The organism is Halorarius halobius (genome assembly GCF_024298865.1).
GTDB lineage: Archaea > Halobacteriota > Halobacteria > Halobacteriales > Haloarculaceae > Halorarius > Halorarius halobius.
In genome coordinates this window covers 1,636,004-1,651,241 of record NZ_CP101161.1, presented here as the reverse complement: position 1 = coordinate 1,651,241, position 15,238 = coordinate 1,636,004, and the positions used below count along the sequence as shown (strand labels likewise).

The 15,238-nt window shown below is 52.6% G+C and carries 14 protein-coding genes; 9 read left to right on the top strand and 5 right to left on the bottom strand.

Annotation, left to right across the window (positions count from 1 at the left end):
- Nucleotides 1–82: 82 nt before the first annotated feature.
- The 7 genes from NL112_RS08550 (at nt 83) to NL112_RS08520 (ending at nt 7,173) form a co-directional block, all read left to right on the top strand.
- Complete coding sequence (locus NL112_RS08550; RefSeq protein ID WP_255152274.1) at nt 83–841, top strand: SDR family oxidoreductase; 759 nt, start codon at nt 83–85, stop codon at nt 839–841.
- Nucleotides 842–1,103: 262 nt separating this feature from the next.
- Nucleotides 1,104–1,919, top strand: a complete 816-nt coding sequence (locus NL112_RS08545) for an ABC transporter permease (protein WP_255152273.1) — start codon at nt 1,104–1,106, stop codon at nt 1,917–1,919.
- Between the two features lie 4 nt (nt 1,920–1,923).
- Nucleotides 1,924–2,718 carry an ABC transporter ATP-binding protein gene (locus tag NL112_RS08540; protein WP_255152272.1) on the top strand — a complete coding sequence of 265 codons (795 nt, stop codon included), beginning with the start codon at nt 1,924–1,926 and terminating at the stop codon, nt 2,716–2,718.
- The gene (locus tag NL112_RS08535; RefSeq protein WP_255152271.1) at nt 2,708–3,517 is read left to right on the top strand and encodes an ABC transporter permease; all 810 of its coding nucleotides are present in this window, start codon (nt 2,708–2,710) and stop codon (nt 3,515–3,517) included. Before NL112_RS08540 ends, NL112_RS08535 begins: the two co-directional genes overlap by 11 nt.
- A 62-nt stretch (nt 3,518–3,579) precedes the next feature.
- A complete protein-coding gene (locus NL112_RS08530) occupies nt 3,580–4,545 on the top strand; it encodes an amidohydrolase family protein (protein WP_255152269.1) in 966 nt (321 codons plus the stop codon).
- A 140-nt stretch (nt 4,546–4,685) separates the two neighbouring features.
- Complete coding sequence (locus tag NL112_RS08525) at nt 4,686–5,795, top strand: substrate-binding domain-containing protein (protein WP_255152267.1); 1,110 nt, start codon at nt 4,686–4,688, stop codon at nt 5,793–5,795.
- A gap of 583 nt (nt 5,796–6,378) precedes the next feature.
- Entirely contained in the window at nt 6,379–7,173 is a 795-nt protein-coding gene (locus NL112_RS08520; protein ID WP_255152265.1) for an enoyl-CoA hydratase/isomerase family protein, read from the top strand.
- Nucleotides 7,174–7,346: 173 nt separating this feature from the next.
- Here the strand turns inward: NL112_RS08520 and NL112_RS22890 are convergent, their stop codons facing one another.
- The gene (locus NL112_RS22890; protein WP_350356163.1) at nt 7,347–7,601 is read right to left on the bottom strand and encodes a MaoC/PaaZ C-terminal domain-containing protein; all 255 of its coding nucleotides are present in this window, start codon (nt 7,599–7,601) and stop codon (nt 7,347–7,349) included.
- Between the two features lie 103 nt (nt 7,602–7,704).
- Here NL112_RS22890 and NL112_RS08515 point away from each other — a divergent pair, with 103 nt between their 5' ends.
- On the top strand, nt 7,705–8,712 hold the full coding sequence (locus NL112_RS08515) for a beta-keto acid cleavage family enzyme (RefSeq protein ID WP_255152264.1): 1,008 nt from the start codon (nt 7,705–7,707) through the stop codon (nt 8,710–8,712).
- A 287-nt stretch (nt 8,713–8,999) separates the two neighbouring features.
- Here the strand turns inward: NL112_RS08515 and NL112_RS08510 are convergent, their stop codons facing one another.
- Entirely contained in the window at nt 9,000–9,293 is a 294-nt protein-coding gene (locus NL112_RS08510; protein ID WP_255152262.1) for a hypothetical protein, read from the bottom strand.
- A gap of 516 nt (nt 9,294–9,809) precedes the next feature.
- Between NL112_RS08510 and NL112_RS08505 the strand changes: the two genes are divergently transcribed.
- Nucleotides 9,810–10,571, top strand: a complete 762-nt coding sequence (locus NL112_RS08505) for an IclR family transcriptional regulator (RefSeq protein ID WP_255152261.1) — start codon at nt 9,810–9,812, stop codon at nt 10,569–10,571.
- A gap of 195 nt (nt 10,572–10,766) precedes the next feature.
- On the opposite strand, the gene NL112_RS08500 is transcribed toward NL112_RS08505, so the two are convergent.
- The 3 genes from NL112_RS08500 to NL112_RS08490 all read right to left on the bottom strand — a co-directional run bounded on the left by NL112_RS08500 (nt 10,767) and on the right by NL112_RS08490 (nt 15,216).
- The gene (locus tag NL112_RS08500; protein WP_255152260.1) at nt 10,767–11,393 is read right to left on the bottom strand and encodes an SDR family oxidoreductase; all 627 of its coding nucleotides are present in this window, start codon (nt 11,391–11,393) and stop codon (nt 10,767–10,769) included.
- Between the two features lie 816 nt (nt 11,394–12,209).
- Entirely contained in the window at nt 12,210–13,418 is a 1,209-nt protein-coding gene (gene lhgO / locus NL112_RS08495; RefSeq protein ID WP_255152259.1) for an L-2-hydroxyglutarate oxidase, read from the bottom strand.
- A 52-nt stretch (nt 13,419–13,470) separates the two neighbouring features.
- Nucleotides 13,471–15,216 (bottom strand): hydantoinase B/oxoprolinase family protein, encoded by a 1,746-nt coding sequence (locus tag NL112_RS08490; RefSeq protein ID WP_255152258.1) that lies wholly within the window; start codon nt 15,214–15,216, stop codon nt 13,471–13,473.
- Nucleotides 15,217–15,238 lie beyond the last annotated feature (22 nt).

The window sequence follows — 15,238 nt, the reverse complement described above, 5'->3', positions numbered from 1 at the left end:
TAATTATTACCGCTACCCCGCTCCTGCCGAATTGTAGCTATTGATACAATAGTTTAAATAGTCAATATAGTATTGTCTGGGTATGGCTACACAGTTACCTCTTCAAAACTCAGTATCATTCATAACAGGCGCAAGTTCGGGCATAGGAAAGGCAACCGGACATGCTTTAGCTCATGATGGAGCAGATGTAGCACTGCTCGCACGACGCGAAGAACGTCTCAGGAGTGTTGCAGCAGAAATCGAAGATGAGCATGACGTTGAAACACTAATCATCCCAGCCGACGTAGGGGATGAATCTCAAGTGGAAGCAGCCATTGATTTGACGGTCGATACCTTCGGACGGATAGATGTAGTAGTGAGCAACGCTGGGGTACCCGGGAGTGATAATCAGCCACTCCCAGAGGTGGATCTTGAAGATTATCGAACTCTCATGAGGGTAAATGTCGATGGGACGTTCTACGTTGCCCATAATGCAATCCCTCATTTGGCTGACGTTGGGGGGAACCTGATATTTGTTGGGAGTTTTGACGGTCACTATCCCCGTACAAGGAGCCCAACATATGCCGCGAGTAAGTGGTGGGTCCGTGGATTTGCTCATAGCCTTGCGGGACCAGCAGGCGAACAAGGTATTGGTGTAACTGTTGTGAACCCCGCTAAAGTACGAACCGAAATTGGACGGTCTGGAGAACCATCTTTCAAAGAACGGTTTGAACCTGGTGAGGTGTTAGAACCAAGTGATGTAGCGCAAGCAATTGCGTTCGCCGCACGACAAGAGCGACGGGCCACAATCAGTGAATTGGATATCTACACACGAGACAAGTATTCTCGAGAGGGATTTTGAATTTGGCAACTGCATTTCCCATATTCATTTTCTAAATTTTCCAAACCGCCACCCATCTTGTCGGGTAGGCATTCATATTTTCATCTTAATTTAATGTTAATAATATTCATAATTTCTATTCCCCAATGTTAAAAACGGTCTTGAAGCAGGTCTGCTTCTTCTCAAGGAAGGCTGCTGGCAATCACGATCATGGTGTCATCACTACGAGTACCAACAACTTTAACACGGGTAATGACTTTGCTCTAACTGGGACGAGATAACAATGAGCATGCAAAGTCAATCCCGGATGGCAGGGATTTCAAACTCACTAGTTACTAACAGTAAACTAGTTTTTCTAGAATCAATTGGGCTTGTAATTGCCCTCTGGTGGGCTACTGCAAATGTTCTTGGGTTACAAGAGACAATTTCTTCCCCAGAGCTAGTTGCGATGTTTATTATTGGGTTATTTGAAAGTGGAATCTGGTGGGAGCACCTATTCGACACATTTCGGAGGGTGATTTATGGTTTTTCATTAACTATGCTGTTGGGGACGGTTATTGGAGTCATGATGGGCATGAGCAAGTTTTGGGAGAAAGTGCTACAGGATTATGTCACCGTCGGGTTAGCACTACCATCATTATTTGCTGCCGTATTCGCGGCAATGTGGTTTGGCGTTAGCGATATAACCCCAATGGTGGCTGCAGCAGCGATTTCTTTCCCTTTTGTTGCCCAAGAAGTTTATGAAGCGGTAAAGGACATTGACAATGACCTTCTACAAATGTCAAGCTCCTTCAATATATCCCAAAAACGTTCAATCCGGCGGGTAATCGTGCAATCTGTTTTACCTCAATGGTTCGGAGGTGCAAGGTATGGCTTTGCCTCGAGTTGGAAAATAGTAACTTTGGCCGAACTTGTGGCTGCCCAAACCGGGATTGGATTTATGATTCAATTTGAGATGAAGCGCTTATCTATTACTGGGGTGCTTGGATGGACAATACTATTTACAATAGTTATGCTTGTATTAGAATACGGATTACTGAGACAGATCGAGCAACGGATGTTCGATTGGAGAGATTCCGAAACGATTGGATGGGGATAATACAATGAGTTCAATTAACACCAACCGTTCCGACGAGGATAGATCTACAAAAAGCGATGCCGGTTCAATCCATATCGAAGACCTGGGGATGGTTTTCGATACCCAAGAAGGGACCGAGCGAGTTTTCGAGGGAATCTCGCTCGATATTGAGCCTGGGAGCTTCGTTACGCTCTTAGGGAGATCGGGAAGTGGAAAGTCGACTATGCTCAATATCATTAGTGACGTACTCAAACCGAGCGAAGGTAGAGTACAATTCGATTCCGAAAGCGGAGGAGACGTGACGTTGGGTCATGTCTTCCAGTCACCGAGATTGTTACCTTGGAACACTGCGGTAGAGAATATAGAGTATGTCCATGAAGATAACTCCGAGTATACAGACAAACTAGCAAAACAGTATTTAGACATGGTTGGCCTTGCCGACCATTATGATAAATACCCCAACCAGCTTTCTGGAGGACAACGACAGCGGGTTGGCATCGCACGAGCACTAAGCATTGATCCAGAGATTCTGGTTATGGATGAGCCCTTTAGCAATCTTGACGAGATAACTGCGGAAGAACTGAGGATAGAGCTGATGGATATCTGGAAAGAATTGCATAAGACTGTATTCTTTGTCACCCACGATATGACGGAGGCAATTCAGTTATCCGACAGAATGTTAATGCTCGGTGATGGTGAAATATATGCAGACCTTGAGGTTCCGCTCGAAAGACCCCGTCAAGTAGACTCGGATGACTTTCTACGCTTCCGGCAGAGGGCGTTAGACCAATTCCACAGCGTCAAAGACAATGGCAACTAGTAACAGAATCCGTTGGATAAGGGAGTGGCGGGAGATCGACGGAACAACAGCTCGGATTATCGGAATTATCGGCGCTATTGGTAGTTGGTTTGCCTTGGCTTCTGTGTTCCCCAACCAACTAATGCCATATCCATACGAGACGTTTCTCTTGGCATGGGGATTAGTAGAGAGTGGCGTGGCCTTTCCGCATTTATCTTCAACCCTCTATTTGACACTGTTGGGTTTCCTAGGGTCACTTATTCTTGGTACGGCTGTTGGGGTATTCATGGGCGTGAATAGTTATAGTCAGAAGTTTTTCACCCCATATGTAATTACTGGGCTTTCAATCCCTGCTATTGCCTGGGCTGCCGTAATGACGCTAATATTTGGATACAGTATTGTTTCGCCTGTTACTGCAACTATATTAACTACATTCCCTTACATTGCTATTAATATTTGGAAGGGCGTAGAAGGACTTGAGGCTGATCTCATTCGCATGAGCAAGGCCTTTAATATTTCTAAGCTGCGAATGTTACGCCGAATGATTTTGCCCAGCGTAAGTCCTTCACTTTTTACAGCAGGTCGATTTGGACTAGCCATTTCTTGGAAGATTGTGACAATATCTGAGATTTTTGCTGCGAGTCTAGGAGTTGGTTATAAATTAATGCAGTCGTATCAGCTATATAATTTCGAAGAAGCTTGGGCATGGGCAACTCTATTTATGGTGGTAATCCTGATTATCGAATATGGTTTCTTCAAGCCATTGCAGCGGCGAGTATTCGCGTATCGCCAAGACGCAGACTTTGAGTTAATCGGTTGATTATAAATATATGTAATCTAAATGACAAAATATATATATGTCTGGAAGTGGCCTACTTGGCTATGGGTAATTCCAATATCCCGCTAGAAGAGATGAGTACGTTTGACTTCGGGGGACACTTCCACTCCGAAAGTCTCATCCCCGACGATATCAAGAGATTTAATGAATATGTTGGAAAAAGGCACACCAATATGGGGGCATGCGCAAACTGGTTTAACGAAGCGGAAATTGACGGAGCGGCGCTTTCGCAACCGTACTTCATGGGACATGGGGATCTTGAAAAAACGGCGTCCGCAAACGACCTACTGTTGGAAGAGATAGCAGAGTATCCACAGTTCGTTGGCCTCGCCGCCATTCCTACCGCTTCAGGTGGTGAAGAAGCAGGAGAAGAATTTGAACGGTGCCTCGACAATGGATACTGCGGTGGAGCTATAGCGACGAAAAGTGATGGAATAGAACTAAATGACCCAGAGGTAGAGCCTATCCTAGAAGTTGCAGACCAAACAAGTGCTCCTATTCTGGTCCATCCAAAGTTACATCAATCACTCCATCCAGAGGTATTGGATGATAAATACCGACTCAACGCCATCTTTGGACGCGAAGCCGCACTATCAGAAAGTATCTTCAAGATTATTCACGATGGAGTGCTTGACCGATATCCTAACCTGAATCTAGTTTACCACCACCTAGGTGGAAATATCGCCAGTATGATGGGCAGAATCAATCTTCAGCTTGACGATGGCCGTTGGCCGGAACAAGAACACGTGAAAAATTATCGAGAATTCAAAGCCCAACTCGAGGATCAGGTATACTTGGATACCTCTGGCTTCTTTGGCTATTCCTCACCCCTACGGACGGCTCTCGAGGAGTTCCCAAGTACCCAACTTCTCTTCGGAACAGACGCTCCCTATGAACCCCGATCACCTGAAGAAGGACGTGAGTTTGTTACCTCAATTGAACAAGTGACTTCTGATACCGATTCCCAACGAATCCTCGCTGGGAACGCAACTGAACTCCTATACTCCTAGTATTTAGCATCGCACGTCCTCATATTGAATATCATCTGATTACACCGATGCGCTTTTCGAGTGGTTAACTCTGTGCCCTTGTCTTTCCCCGTGCGATGAACTTCCGAAACATTAATGTATATTGAGAGTATTGCTATCGTATGGCACAGATGCCTCAGCGGAGAACTATTTTAAAAGCAGCAGGTGCTGCGAGTACGTTCAGTTTGGCTGGTTGTGTTGGTTCTGGAGGTAATGGAGAGAGTGGGGGAAGCGAAAACACGGTGAAAATATCGCTCGCACCATCGGGTTTTCAGGGTATTGTTATGGATCACATCCATTCTGACACAGATATCCTCAAAAACACTCTTTCCGAATATGGCTATTCACCAGAGGTGAAGAAAAGCTGGGAAGGCTCAGCGATGTTCGCCGCGGGTCGCCCGGATTTTGAAACAATGGGGTCCCTCGAGGCTGCGAGATTGGCCGCAAATCGGGATTTGGACTTAACGGTAGCTGCTAACTTAGCTCCAAACTTCGTAAGTTGGTGGACAAAGAAAGGAAGTCCCTATGACCCCGCCAATACTGGAAGTGCTAAAGCAACCGTTGACAAACTAGCTCAAGAGGGAGATAAATTCGCACTTGGATCTTGGTCAACTGGTGACGTTCCTGCTTACAAAATCCTAATGGGGGCTGAGTATGGTTATGATTTTGGTCAGGATAAGAGCGATTTCAATATTGTGACCGCAGATCTTTTTGCAATCCCTCAACTCCTCGTTGACGAAGAAATTGCTGTGGGCACGTCATCACCGATACATGGCGGAGCTCCCTTCTTAGCAGACGAGCCCGAAATTGTGCCTATCTGGCCTAGTGTCGGCGATAAACTTGCCGAAGTTGGATTTGCTCGACCCCAATTAAACGGATGGTTGACGACGCAAGAGTACTACTCCAATCAGCCAGACGCAGTGAAGGGACTAGTGCAAGCGTGGTATAAAGGGCTCGAGTGGTTCTTTGACAATCCTAAGGAGATTGTAGTTTCAAATGACCAGCATTTACAACAGCTTGGCGTCGAGACGAAAAAACAAGCCAAATACATTGTCGATTGGGGAATCAACCTCGAGTATGGTAATAAGAGCCCAATCATCTATAACGATATCGAGCTTACAGATGAATTCATAAGCGGAGATAAAAAATTCTTGGCTCGTGCTGCAGAACAAGGATTAATCCCTAGTAGTTGGGATGAACACCTCGAATATCAGAAGGTACCCCAGGAATAATAACGTTCTCTAATAGCATTTATATAAATATAAAAATTTTTAACACCAAAATATCTCGCCTCAGTCGAGAATATTGAAGAATTAGCCAGATGGCACGGAGCGTATTTAAATTATGAGGTGGGATATTAAAATGTGTGTATAAAAATATTCTTATGGAGACAGAGAATTTACGCAAGAAAAGCCGTCATCAGAGTTATTATGAGTGGACGCTACCGTAACCATGTCGCCGTCAGAAACCGATATTGCTGATCAAGAAACCGGGATTCTGCAAGTACTCAAAGACGATTCCTAGCGATTTGATCAACAGATTGCCGGCCGTGTCGCCGACAACCACGGAGTTCGGCTCTGTTCAACCACTAGACAGCGTCGGTATCAACCGTTAGAGCTAGAGATTTCACGATTCATCAGCAGGGGGAGGAATGAGTACCCCATGAGCGCGATGACTACCCGTACTAGATACCTCATAGAATCCAGACTCGGGGGGACACTCAAAGGTTGAGAAATATCCGGAATGGGTCTTTGCGAAGGGTTGTATATGTCCAAGGCAAAACCTTATGTAGTCAGAACCGAATGCCAAACACCTATGTCAGAAGATGCGACTATCGTGGACATTAATAACGGAGTGGCCACCATCACCCTCAATCAACCAGATCTCCGAAACGCGCTCACCGAGGACATCGCTCTCGGCTTACTCGAGGCTCTTGAAGAAGTCGAAGGTAGTACCGCACGATGTGTAGTAATCGAGGGTGCCGATGGTGCATTTTCGGCTGGTGGTGATATCAATGCCATGGTCGAAGGCTTGGAAGGGGAAATCCCGCTCGAAGAGCGAGTGCAGCACATTGTCGAGACGACGGGCAAAGCAATTGCTCGCGTGTACAAGTTTTCCCTCCCGACTATCGCGAAGATCGAGGGACCTGCATTCGGTGCTGGGGCAAACCTAGCGATTGCATGTGATATCCAACTCGCAAGTGAGTCATCACAGATTAGCTTCGGGTTCCGTCAAGTGGGCTTAGCGGTCGATGCGGGAACATCCTATCTCCTGCCCCGAATTGTCGGTGAGAACACTGCTCAAGAACTAGTATTAACGGGTGAACTGCTGACCGCCAGCCGTGCAGAACAACTTGGTCTATTCAATCACGTGTACCCAGAGGAGCAGTTCGACGAACAGGTCGAAGAGTTCGTAGACGAGATTGCGACAGGGCCGACCGTGGCCCTCCGAGCGTCAACACGGCTTATTCGCCAGGGTTTAGATCAATCAGTTGAAGACGCGTTACACGATGAGGCAGCAGCTCAAGCTGCTGTGTTTGAAACCCAAGATCACGAAGAGGGTGTTAGCGCTTTCAAGGACCGGCGCAATCCTAATTTTGAGGGCAAATAGGGCAAGTGCAATTCTGGATGCGGTGAATCGTCAAATAAGTACTCCTCGCCTTTAGTCAGATGAGACCGTCGATGTCACACTTCCGGTAAGTACGTTAAACTCGGCGGTGACCACCGATTCTCCTTCCCTACAGTCAATCTCAATCACCTCTCCCATCGGAGTTATTATATCATCTAGCCAGATGCGTGATGTGAAACGTGTCCTGAACGATTAGACGTTACTGAGACTGAACCAATCAGCAGCCAGTGCATAGTTACACCCGCAGTAAATATCCCCTGACCGAATACACTAGGGTTACCCAGTACTCTGGCGTACGGTTCATCGTAGTGAACCGGGTTTAAGTCGCCGCTTGCCCCGGCATATTTGACGAAATCCTGTTGCTCTAGATCCTCAACGACAACCTCCGGACTAGTACGTCCAACCTCGATATCCGACGGTGAAGAAGACTACCTCTACTAAACGAGGTAATATGTGCCCGAGTTAATATGAACCGAAACCCATACATAGGGAGGACAATAACCGTCTATCTGCATGGGACACGTTAACGAGGAGTGGTTAGAAGAGCGAATGGATAGCAGAGAACTCTCCGGTTACTCCTACGCATATGGTCTGCCCGAAATGGCAGATTTGACCACGACTGAATATGGCCCGACAAAAGATGTAGACGTTCTTCCTCAGTGGGATATCCCAGAGAAAGTAGTAATAGCCGCCGCCCCGGTAGGCGCGTTCGTCAGTAAGCGGCAAAACCCCAATCAGCCAATCGAGCCTCAAGAAATACGAAAACAGACGGAAGACGCGATAGAAGCCGGTGCTGCGTCAGTACATCTCCACGTGCGTGACCCGGATACCGGAATGAACACACTCGATCGTGACCTCTACCACGAGGTACTTGATCCTCTCCAAGAGGATCATTCCGAAATTGTCTACGATGGGACCACGATCCCGTTTGGGGACGGGGACTGGGAAGTAATGGAAAACATCTTTGAGGATGACCTTTTTGAAATCTCGCCGGTCAACCCTACAGCAGCATTTCTTGGGGACACAGTACTCTACGAACCGCCGGATGAAATAATTCAGCGTACTCGGCTCATGAAAGAGAACGGCCTTAAGACGATGATGGCCGTATACACCGATGGTGATGTTGATAATGCGCGACGGTACCTCATCGAACCGGATGTAGTTGAGGAGCCCTACCTCTGGGCAGTCCTTCCAGGCTTGCCCGGCACGACAACGATGCACAATCCGAAGGCGATGGTAGAGGGGCTAAAGTACCAAGTTGAGCGAATCCGAGAGATACCGGGTGAACACGAAATTTTTGTCTGCGCTGCAGGACGTGCATCCAGCTATGTCGCCACGCTCGGCATGCTCTTAGGCTGCCACGTCCGTGTCGGAACCGAAGATTCGATTTACAAGTATCCCCATAAGGATGACCGAATCGAAAACAACGGTAAAGAAGTAGAGAGATACGGTCAACTCGCGAAGACGCTCGGTCGCGAACCTGCAACTCCAGATGAGTATCGTGAACTGATCGGTCTATAAGAGTTGTCCACTAGCCTCAGGTGGCGGTATATATTTTGGCCAGTCATTCTCTGCTACTTCGAGTATTGCGTTTAGGGTGTATTCAACACCCTCAAGAACTTCAGCGGTGACATCAAGCCGGTGGTCAACGAGGTCATTCAGCTCAAGGATACCCCCGTGCTCACGAACGACTCTCGAACCGTAACGTGTTCGGAAAGACGTGGTCGAACCGTAGTAGTCGGTTTCGGGTCGCCACTTGCGTCTCTGCTGACGGATGAGAAACGAAGAGTCTCGGGATGCTCTTGCACTCACTCCAGCAAGAGGAGAGCAATAGCGAGCATCGCGAGAGTAATGCCGAAACCACGGTGGAGCGCCAGGACCTCGTCAAGGAGGAAGACGCCGAACAGGGAACTCGTGACAAGAAAGAGACCAAACACCGGCGCGACGATACTCACCGGACCAAGTGAGAGAGCATGGAAGAACGCGAGATGCTCACGGTGATGCAGAGGCCCACGGCGAAGACGTAAAGTCCCGTTCAAGGATAACGCCGATCCGGAGGATATGGCGAACATGGTCGCGTACCTGACGAGCGAGAAGAGCAAGCATATCACCCAAAGGACATCAACGTGGACTCGGGGTCAACCCGGTACTGAGGCGGGGATTTCCGGGATCGCACGCTCCAATCATCCCCCACCGTCGTCGAGCGACGGCCGGTGAATTAACCGTCCGGAGTACGCTCGCGACCAGGCGGAATCCAATTGTAGTCCGAAATCGGCTCTTAGTTACCACTGTCAAGACATTCTAGTATGTAGTTAACATCGTTCTACTTTGTAGACTTCTGGAAGCTATTGTTCAGCATAGGGAACACTCCGGAGATTCCCGTGTTTCGTGTTTACATACCATAAATGGCGGAGTATAGTACTCTCGCACTATATTTCGAATTGGCTATTGAGTAATTTTATTTTATTTCGTTTAGCATTTCAGAACGGCAGTTCATGGTGAGAGGTTGCTTCCCCGGCGTTGCAGAGTGTTTCTCACGGATTCTCAGATATTTCGACCAAGGTGGCGTTCTAAAATATAGAACAAACTTTATGTCCATCCGACTGGAGTTGATAACTATGACGGAAGAAGCGAAACACCCGGTGCGGACGACGGAGAAGACGCTCTCCATTATCGAGGAACTCAAGCGGGAGGGCCCGACCGGGGTCACGGAGTTGGCGAGGCGACTAGACCTGAGCAAGAGCGTGGTTCATAACCACATCAAGACGCTCCAGTCTCACGGGTACGTGGTGCAGTCGGACACGGAGTACCACCTCGGGACGAAATTCCTCGACCTTGGGGGATACGTCAGGTCACGGATGGATTTGTTCAAGGTCGCCGAACCGGAGATCAACAAACTCGCCACAGAGACCGGTGAGCTCGTCAACCTGCTCGTCGAGGAGCAGGGAATTGGCGTCTACCTATACCGGCGAAAGGGCATGCAGGCACTCGACCTCAACACGTACGAGGGGTTCCGGACACACCTCCACGACAACGCGCTCGGGAAGGCCGTCCTCGCGTTCCTCCCGAGAGAACGGGTCGAGGAGATCGTCGAGGAGCACGGCCTCCCCGCGGAGACAGAGCACACCATCACCGAGCGTGAGGCCCTATTCGAGTGCCTCGAGACCGTCCGTGAGCGGGGTTACGCGCTCGACGACGAGGAGAAACTGGCGGGGCTGCGCTGTGTAGCCGTCCCGATCAAGATGGTCTCCGGCGAAGTCATCGGTGCGATGAGCGTATCCGCACCAAAAAGTCGGATGAAGGACGAGCGGTTCACCGAGGAGATTCCCAAACTCGTCCAAGACTCTGTCAACGTCGTTGAGCTCAATCTGAACTACTGACCGGCCTATCTGGGTATCCTTCCTTCGGACGGTGACCCTCTCGGCGAGAGGTGTGCGGGACGGGAGCGAACCGACACCGGAGAAGCTTAACATACGTACTGTTGTTATTGTCGACATGACTGCAATCGAGCGCCGATACGGTATCCCCCAGTCGATCGTCTACTACTGGCTGAGTAGACTCGAGGAGCGGTCTCTCTAGAACGCCCTCAAAGGTGAGAACCGCCCGTTCCGGCCGCCGAAGCCTACCCCTGGGCAGCGTACGAGGGGCACGCCGATATCTCGGTCGCCTGCTTCTACTTCGATACTGTGAGCGAACCCCCGCAACCACCATTTGCTCGCTGTGTAAATCGGATTGTCCGGACGTGGATAATGTCCGTCGAAGCTCCCCACGAAGATCAGGGTGCCGGATGTCTCGGCGAGATGGTCCATTGTGTTCCGAACGACGTAGAACGTGCCGTCGATGTTGACGGCGTTGACAGTCTCGAAATCGTCCATATCGACCTCGGGTATCGACGACCCCTCGCCGGCACTCACGCCCGCGTTGCTGACGACGGTATCTATGCGACCAAACTCATCGATCACCGACTCGACGGCTGCTGATACCGCCGTTTCATCGCTCACGTCGGTCGGCACCGGCATCGCCGCAACGCCGTGTTCGTCACGCAGTCGCGAAGCGAGAGCCTCCAGACGGGATTGTCGTCGGGCGACGAGCCCCACGTCGGACCCATACCGTGCGAGGGAGGCGGCCGTGGCTTTCCCGATACCCGAACTCGCTCCAGTCACCACTGCAACCGTACCGGCGAGCGGCGTCCCTGAATCCATGGTCCGCGTTCGGTTCAAAGGGATATCAACACTTCCCAAACCGGAGAATATAACCACTCCAATGTGAACGCCGACGTCGACCGAGACACCCCGATGCCAGGAGGTCAGCGGACGGCAAGGCGGCGTGGAGTCCGGGCGGTGGGGACGTGTCCACCCGGTCGCTCGCCGGAGTGGGCCCAGGCATTCCCGATAGAAATAATCGTAACAACAAACGCGTAGAGAATGGATTAATAGATCAGCTTGAATCTGTGATATAGTATACATAGCTGTTTTGGTGCGTATTTTCGTAAAATAATGTGCGAAACTATCCCATCACATACCGCGCCCGCCCCTAAGTTTCTCCAGTCCTGTTAGTTCTAAAAATTTTTATTAATTGATAATTTCAAGCATGTATGGACCATTTTTGCAGACTACCCGGAGCCTTTTTCACCTTGAATCGAACTTTCGCGCTCTTGCTCCAGTAATACAATTTATTATATTTCCATCTGGTAGTCGATCACAGTGGACCCCGGGAGGATACACGTCTCATGCTCGACACCGAATCCGGCGAAGGCGCTACTCGAGGGACGGTCTCCCGGGTCCGACGCACGGCATCCCTCCACGTGATACGCTACCGTTGGGGCGAGTATAGCCGGACGTCCGACGCGACAGGAGGTAGTGCCGGCGACAGGGCAACGGCGTCCCGGAAACGGTAGGTACGTGCTGGAATGACAGACTAGCCGCTGACGCCGGCATCTGGTACGTTCTGTCATACCAATAAAAGCCTATCGGTTTGACTGATGAGATCTCGCGCCCGGGCGTGTCGGGTCGGGCGATCTACAGATCGGCCTCGACCTGGTCGGCAACGTACTCCCCGATCGCGAGCGAGGACGTCAGCCCGGGTTTCGGCCGCAAGATATGGAACGAGCGCTCGCCGGTCTCGAATCGTGACGCGTCACCGACCCGTCCCTTCCGGTCCAGAACGTAGTGCGAGATGCCGACGTAGCTCCGCGAGATGTCCGCGTCCTCGAGGGTGGGGACGAGCTTCCGGCAGTGTTTCAGGAAGACGTCCTTCCGGTACGTCTTGTTGAGTTCCCGCCACGCGATGCGCATGGTATCCGGGGAACCGATGAACCGCCAGAAGTTGGACGACGAGACCGTCTTCGCTACCTCACTCAGGTCGAAGTCGGTCACGCCGTACGTGTCGAGCCCGAGCGCGATCATCCCCGTGGGGCCGACGATGACCTTGTTGTCCGGCCGCCGGGTGAAGTGGACGCCGACCTGATTCGGCACCCGTGGCGGCATCGAGACGGGATAGACGTTCGTCCGGACCAGGTCACGCCGCCCGGTCGTCAGCTCGTAGTACTGCCCCCGGAACGGGACCGAGCTGAACTCCTCGGCGAGGCCGAGTTCGTGCGCGATATGTACTGCGGCCGTCCCGGCCGCGTTGACCAGATAGTCGGCGTTGATGGCCCCCTTGGTGGTCTCCACGGTGATGCCGTCCCTGTCACGTTCGACCCCCTCGACTTCGGTCCCCATGTAGAACTCGACCCCCTCCCTACGTGCGTCCTTGGCCATCTCGTACGTGATCGGGTGGGTGTCGACGGTCGACGAATCCGGGGTGTAAAGGCCGGCCTGGCCGTCCACGTTCGGTTCGTACTCCGCGATCCCGTCCTCGTCGAGTCGCTCGAGCTCGATTCCCAGGTCGGCGGCACGGTCCTGCACGGTGCCGAGCTGTTCCTCCTCGGCGTCGTCGGTTGCGACCAACATGAGCCCGGTGTCCCGAATCGGGAGATCCCGCTCGCGACAGTACTCGCGGAGTCGTCGACTTCCTTCGATCGCGAACTCGGCCTTTCGGGTCCCGGGTTCGAGACCAAGTGCGAGGCCCGGATGCAAGACGCCGGAGTTGCGACCGCTCTGGTGAGTAGCCAGCTGGTACTCCTTCTCGATCACGCAGATGTCGTAGTCGGCTCGCTCCGCGAGATGTTTGGCTACGGAGACGCCGAAGATGCCACCGCCGACGATGGCGATGTCGTGGTCCGTCATGTGTCCTCGACTCCGGATAGGTGCATCGTCGTCATATGTACGTCGAAAGGGCTCATTCTCGTCGTGACCGTGTCGCCTCGCGGTCGATGGTGCCGTCCTCGTCGAGGACGACGCCGTACTCCTCGCGGGCCGCCTCCCGGGTCACGTAGCCGTCGACGACGTCCGCCTGCACTGCCTCCGGTGGCCGCTCGTGTGGGTCGCCGTAGCCGCCGCCGCCCGCCGTCCGGTTCGACAGCATCTCGCCAGCCTTGAACGAGTCACGGAAGGTTCCGGTCGACACCTCCTCGTCGGTACCGGGCCGCAACACGACCGCGTTGCGGGCTCCCGACTTGCCGCCGCCGATGCCCCAGTTGTCCGTCTTCGTCTTCTTCACCGTCGCCAGCGCCTTCGCGTCGTGGGTGAACCGGTAGTCCTTCTGGATACCGAGGCCGCCGCGATGCCGGCCAGGGCCGCCCGAATCCGCTCGGAGCTCCACGCGTTCGACCAGAAGCGGCGTCCCCGCCTCCATCACCTCGACCGGCGTGTTCCGGACGTTGCTCTCGGTGATGTTCATAACGCCGTTGACCCCGTCGTGGTCGACGGTCGCACCCCAGCCGACCCCCTCGTTGCAACCCATCATGAACGACTCGTCACGACTCGGCCGATCGCCCCAGAACATGACCGCACCGAGATCCCCGCCCGAGCTCGCGGGAATTCGCTCGGGCATCCCCTCGGCGAGCGCCTCGTACACCATCATCATTCCCGTGTGCGCGGGCCACTGCGTGAACGTCGGCGCCGGCGGCGTGGCGTGGAACAGGTTGCCCTCGGGAGCGACGACGGACAGCGGGGCGTAGTGGCCGGCGTTCGTGGGTTCGCTGGCCGTCGTGAGCGTCTTGAGCGCTAGTTTCCCCATCGTCTGTGTCTTCCCGTAGGGGAGATTCACGGGCCCCTCTACCTGCTCCGACGAATCCGAGAAATCCACTTCGAACTGATCGCCGTCAACGGTGACCTCAACGGCCATCCGTACAGGGTCGTCAGTCACGCCGTCGTCGTCGAGATAGTCCTCGGCGTACCACGTGCCGTCGGGCAACTCTCGGACGCCCTCCTTGGCCTGCGTCGCGCCGTGCAAGACGATCTCGTCGACCGCTCCCGAGACGGTTGCGGCGCTGTACCGGTCGTACAGCTCCCTGTACCGCCGCCGACCGACGCGGAGCGCGGATATCTGGGCGTTGAGATCGCCGAGAACTTTCTTCGACATCCGGGTGTTGAACCGCAACAGTTCGAGCATCTCCTCGTCCGGCTCGCCCCCTTCGTAGATCTTCGTCCCGGGGAAGATCAGCCCCTCCTGGTACAGTTCCGTCGAATCGTGGACGTACGCCGCATCCTTCGCGCCCATGTCCATCCAGTGGGCCCGAACGACGACGTAGCCGACGCGGTCTCCGTCGTGGAACACCGGCGAGATGAGACACGGATCGAGCGTATGGGCCGAACTCCAGTACGGGTAGTTCATCAGGACCACGTCGCCTTGGTTGATGTTCTCGGCACCGACGTAGTCGATGGCTTTCTCGACACCGTAGTCGTTGGCACCCAGGAACAGCGTCAGTCCCGGGGCCTCGGCCACGAGGTCGAGGTCGACGTCGTAAATCGAGATGCCGAAGTCGAGCATCTCGTAGATCGTCGTGTTGTAGGCGGTGCGGACGAGCGTTCGCATCATCTCCCGAGCCGCCGAGTGGAGGTAGTTGCGGATCACCTCGACCGTGGCGGGGTTCTGCACTCGAGTCGTCTCGGTAGCCGATAGGTCGGTCATGTCGTTCGTCATCGTCGGTTGGTTTAGTCGGTCG

What these genes read in the sequence shown, in the direction of transcription:
- NL112_RS08520 (WP_255152265.1), top strand. Translation starts at nt 6,379, where the DNA reads ATGTCAGAAGATGCGACTATCGTGGACATTAATAACGGAGTGGCCACC.
- NL112_RS08530 (WP_255152269.1), top strand. Translation starts at nt 3,580, where the DNA reads ATGGGTAATTCCAATATCCCGCTAGAAGAGATGAGTACGTTTGACTTC.
- NL112_RS08535 (WP_255152271.1), top strand. Translation starts at nt 2,708, where the DNA reads ATGGCAACTAGTAACAGAATCCGTTGGATAAGGGAGTGGCGGGAGATC.
- NL112_RS08525 (WP_255152267.1), top strand. Translation starts at nt 4,686, where the DNA reads ATGGCACAGATGCCTCAGCGGAGAACTATTTTAAAAGCAGCAGGTGCT.
- NL112_RS08515 (WP_255152264.1), top strand. Translation starts at nt 7,705, where the DNA reads ATGGGACACGTTAACGAGGAGTGGTTAGAAGAGCGAATGGATAGCAGA.
- lhgO (WP_255152259.1), bottom strand. Translation starts at nt 13,418, where the DNA reads ATGACGGACCACGACATCGCCATCGTCGGCGGTGGCATCTTCGGCGTC.
- NL112_RS08490 (WP_255152258.1), bottom strand. Translation starts at nt 15,216, where the DNA reads ATGACGAACGACATGACCGACCTATCGGCTACCGAGACGACTCGAGTG.
- NL112_RS08505 (WP_255152261.1), top strand. Translation starts at nt 9,810, where the DNA reads ATGACGGAAGAAGCGAAACACCCGGTGCGGACGACGGAGAAGACGCTC.
- NL112_RS08545 (WP_255152273.1), top strand. Translation starts at nt 1,104, where the DNA reads ATGAGCATGCAAAGTCAATCCCGGATGGCAGGGATTTCAAACTCACTA.
- NL112_RS08540 (WP_255152272.1), top strand. Translation starts at nt 1,924, where the DNA reads ATGAGTTCAATTAACACCAACCGTTCCGACGAGGATAGATCTACAAAA.
- NL112_RS08500 (WP_255152260.1), bottom strand. Translation starts at nt 11,393, where the DNA reads ATGGATTCAGGGACGCCGCTCGCCGGTACGGTTGCAGTGGTGACTGGA.
- NL112_RS08550 (WP_255152274.1), top strand. Translation starts at nt 83, where the DNA reads ATGGCTACACAGTTACCTCTTCAAAACTCAGTATCATTCATAACAGGC.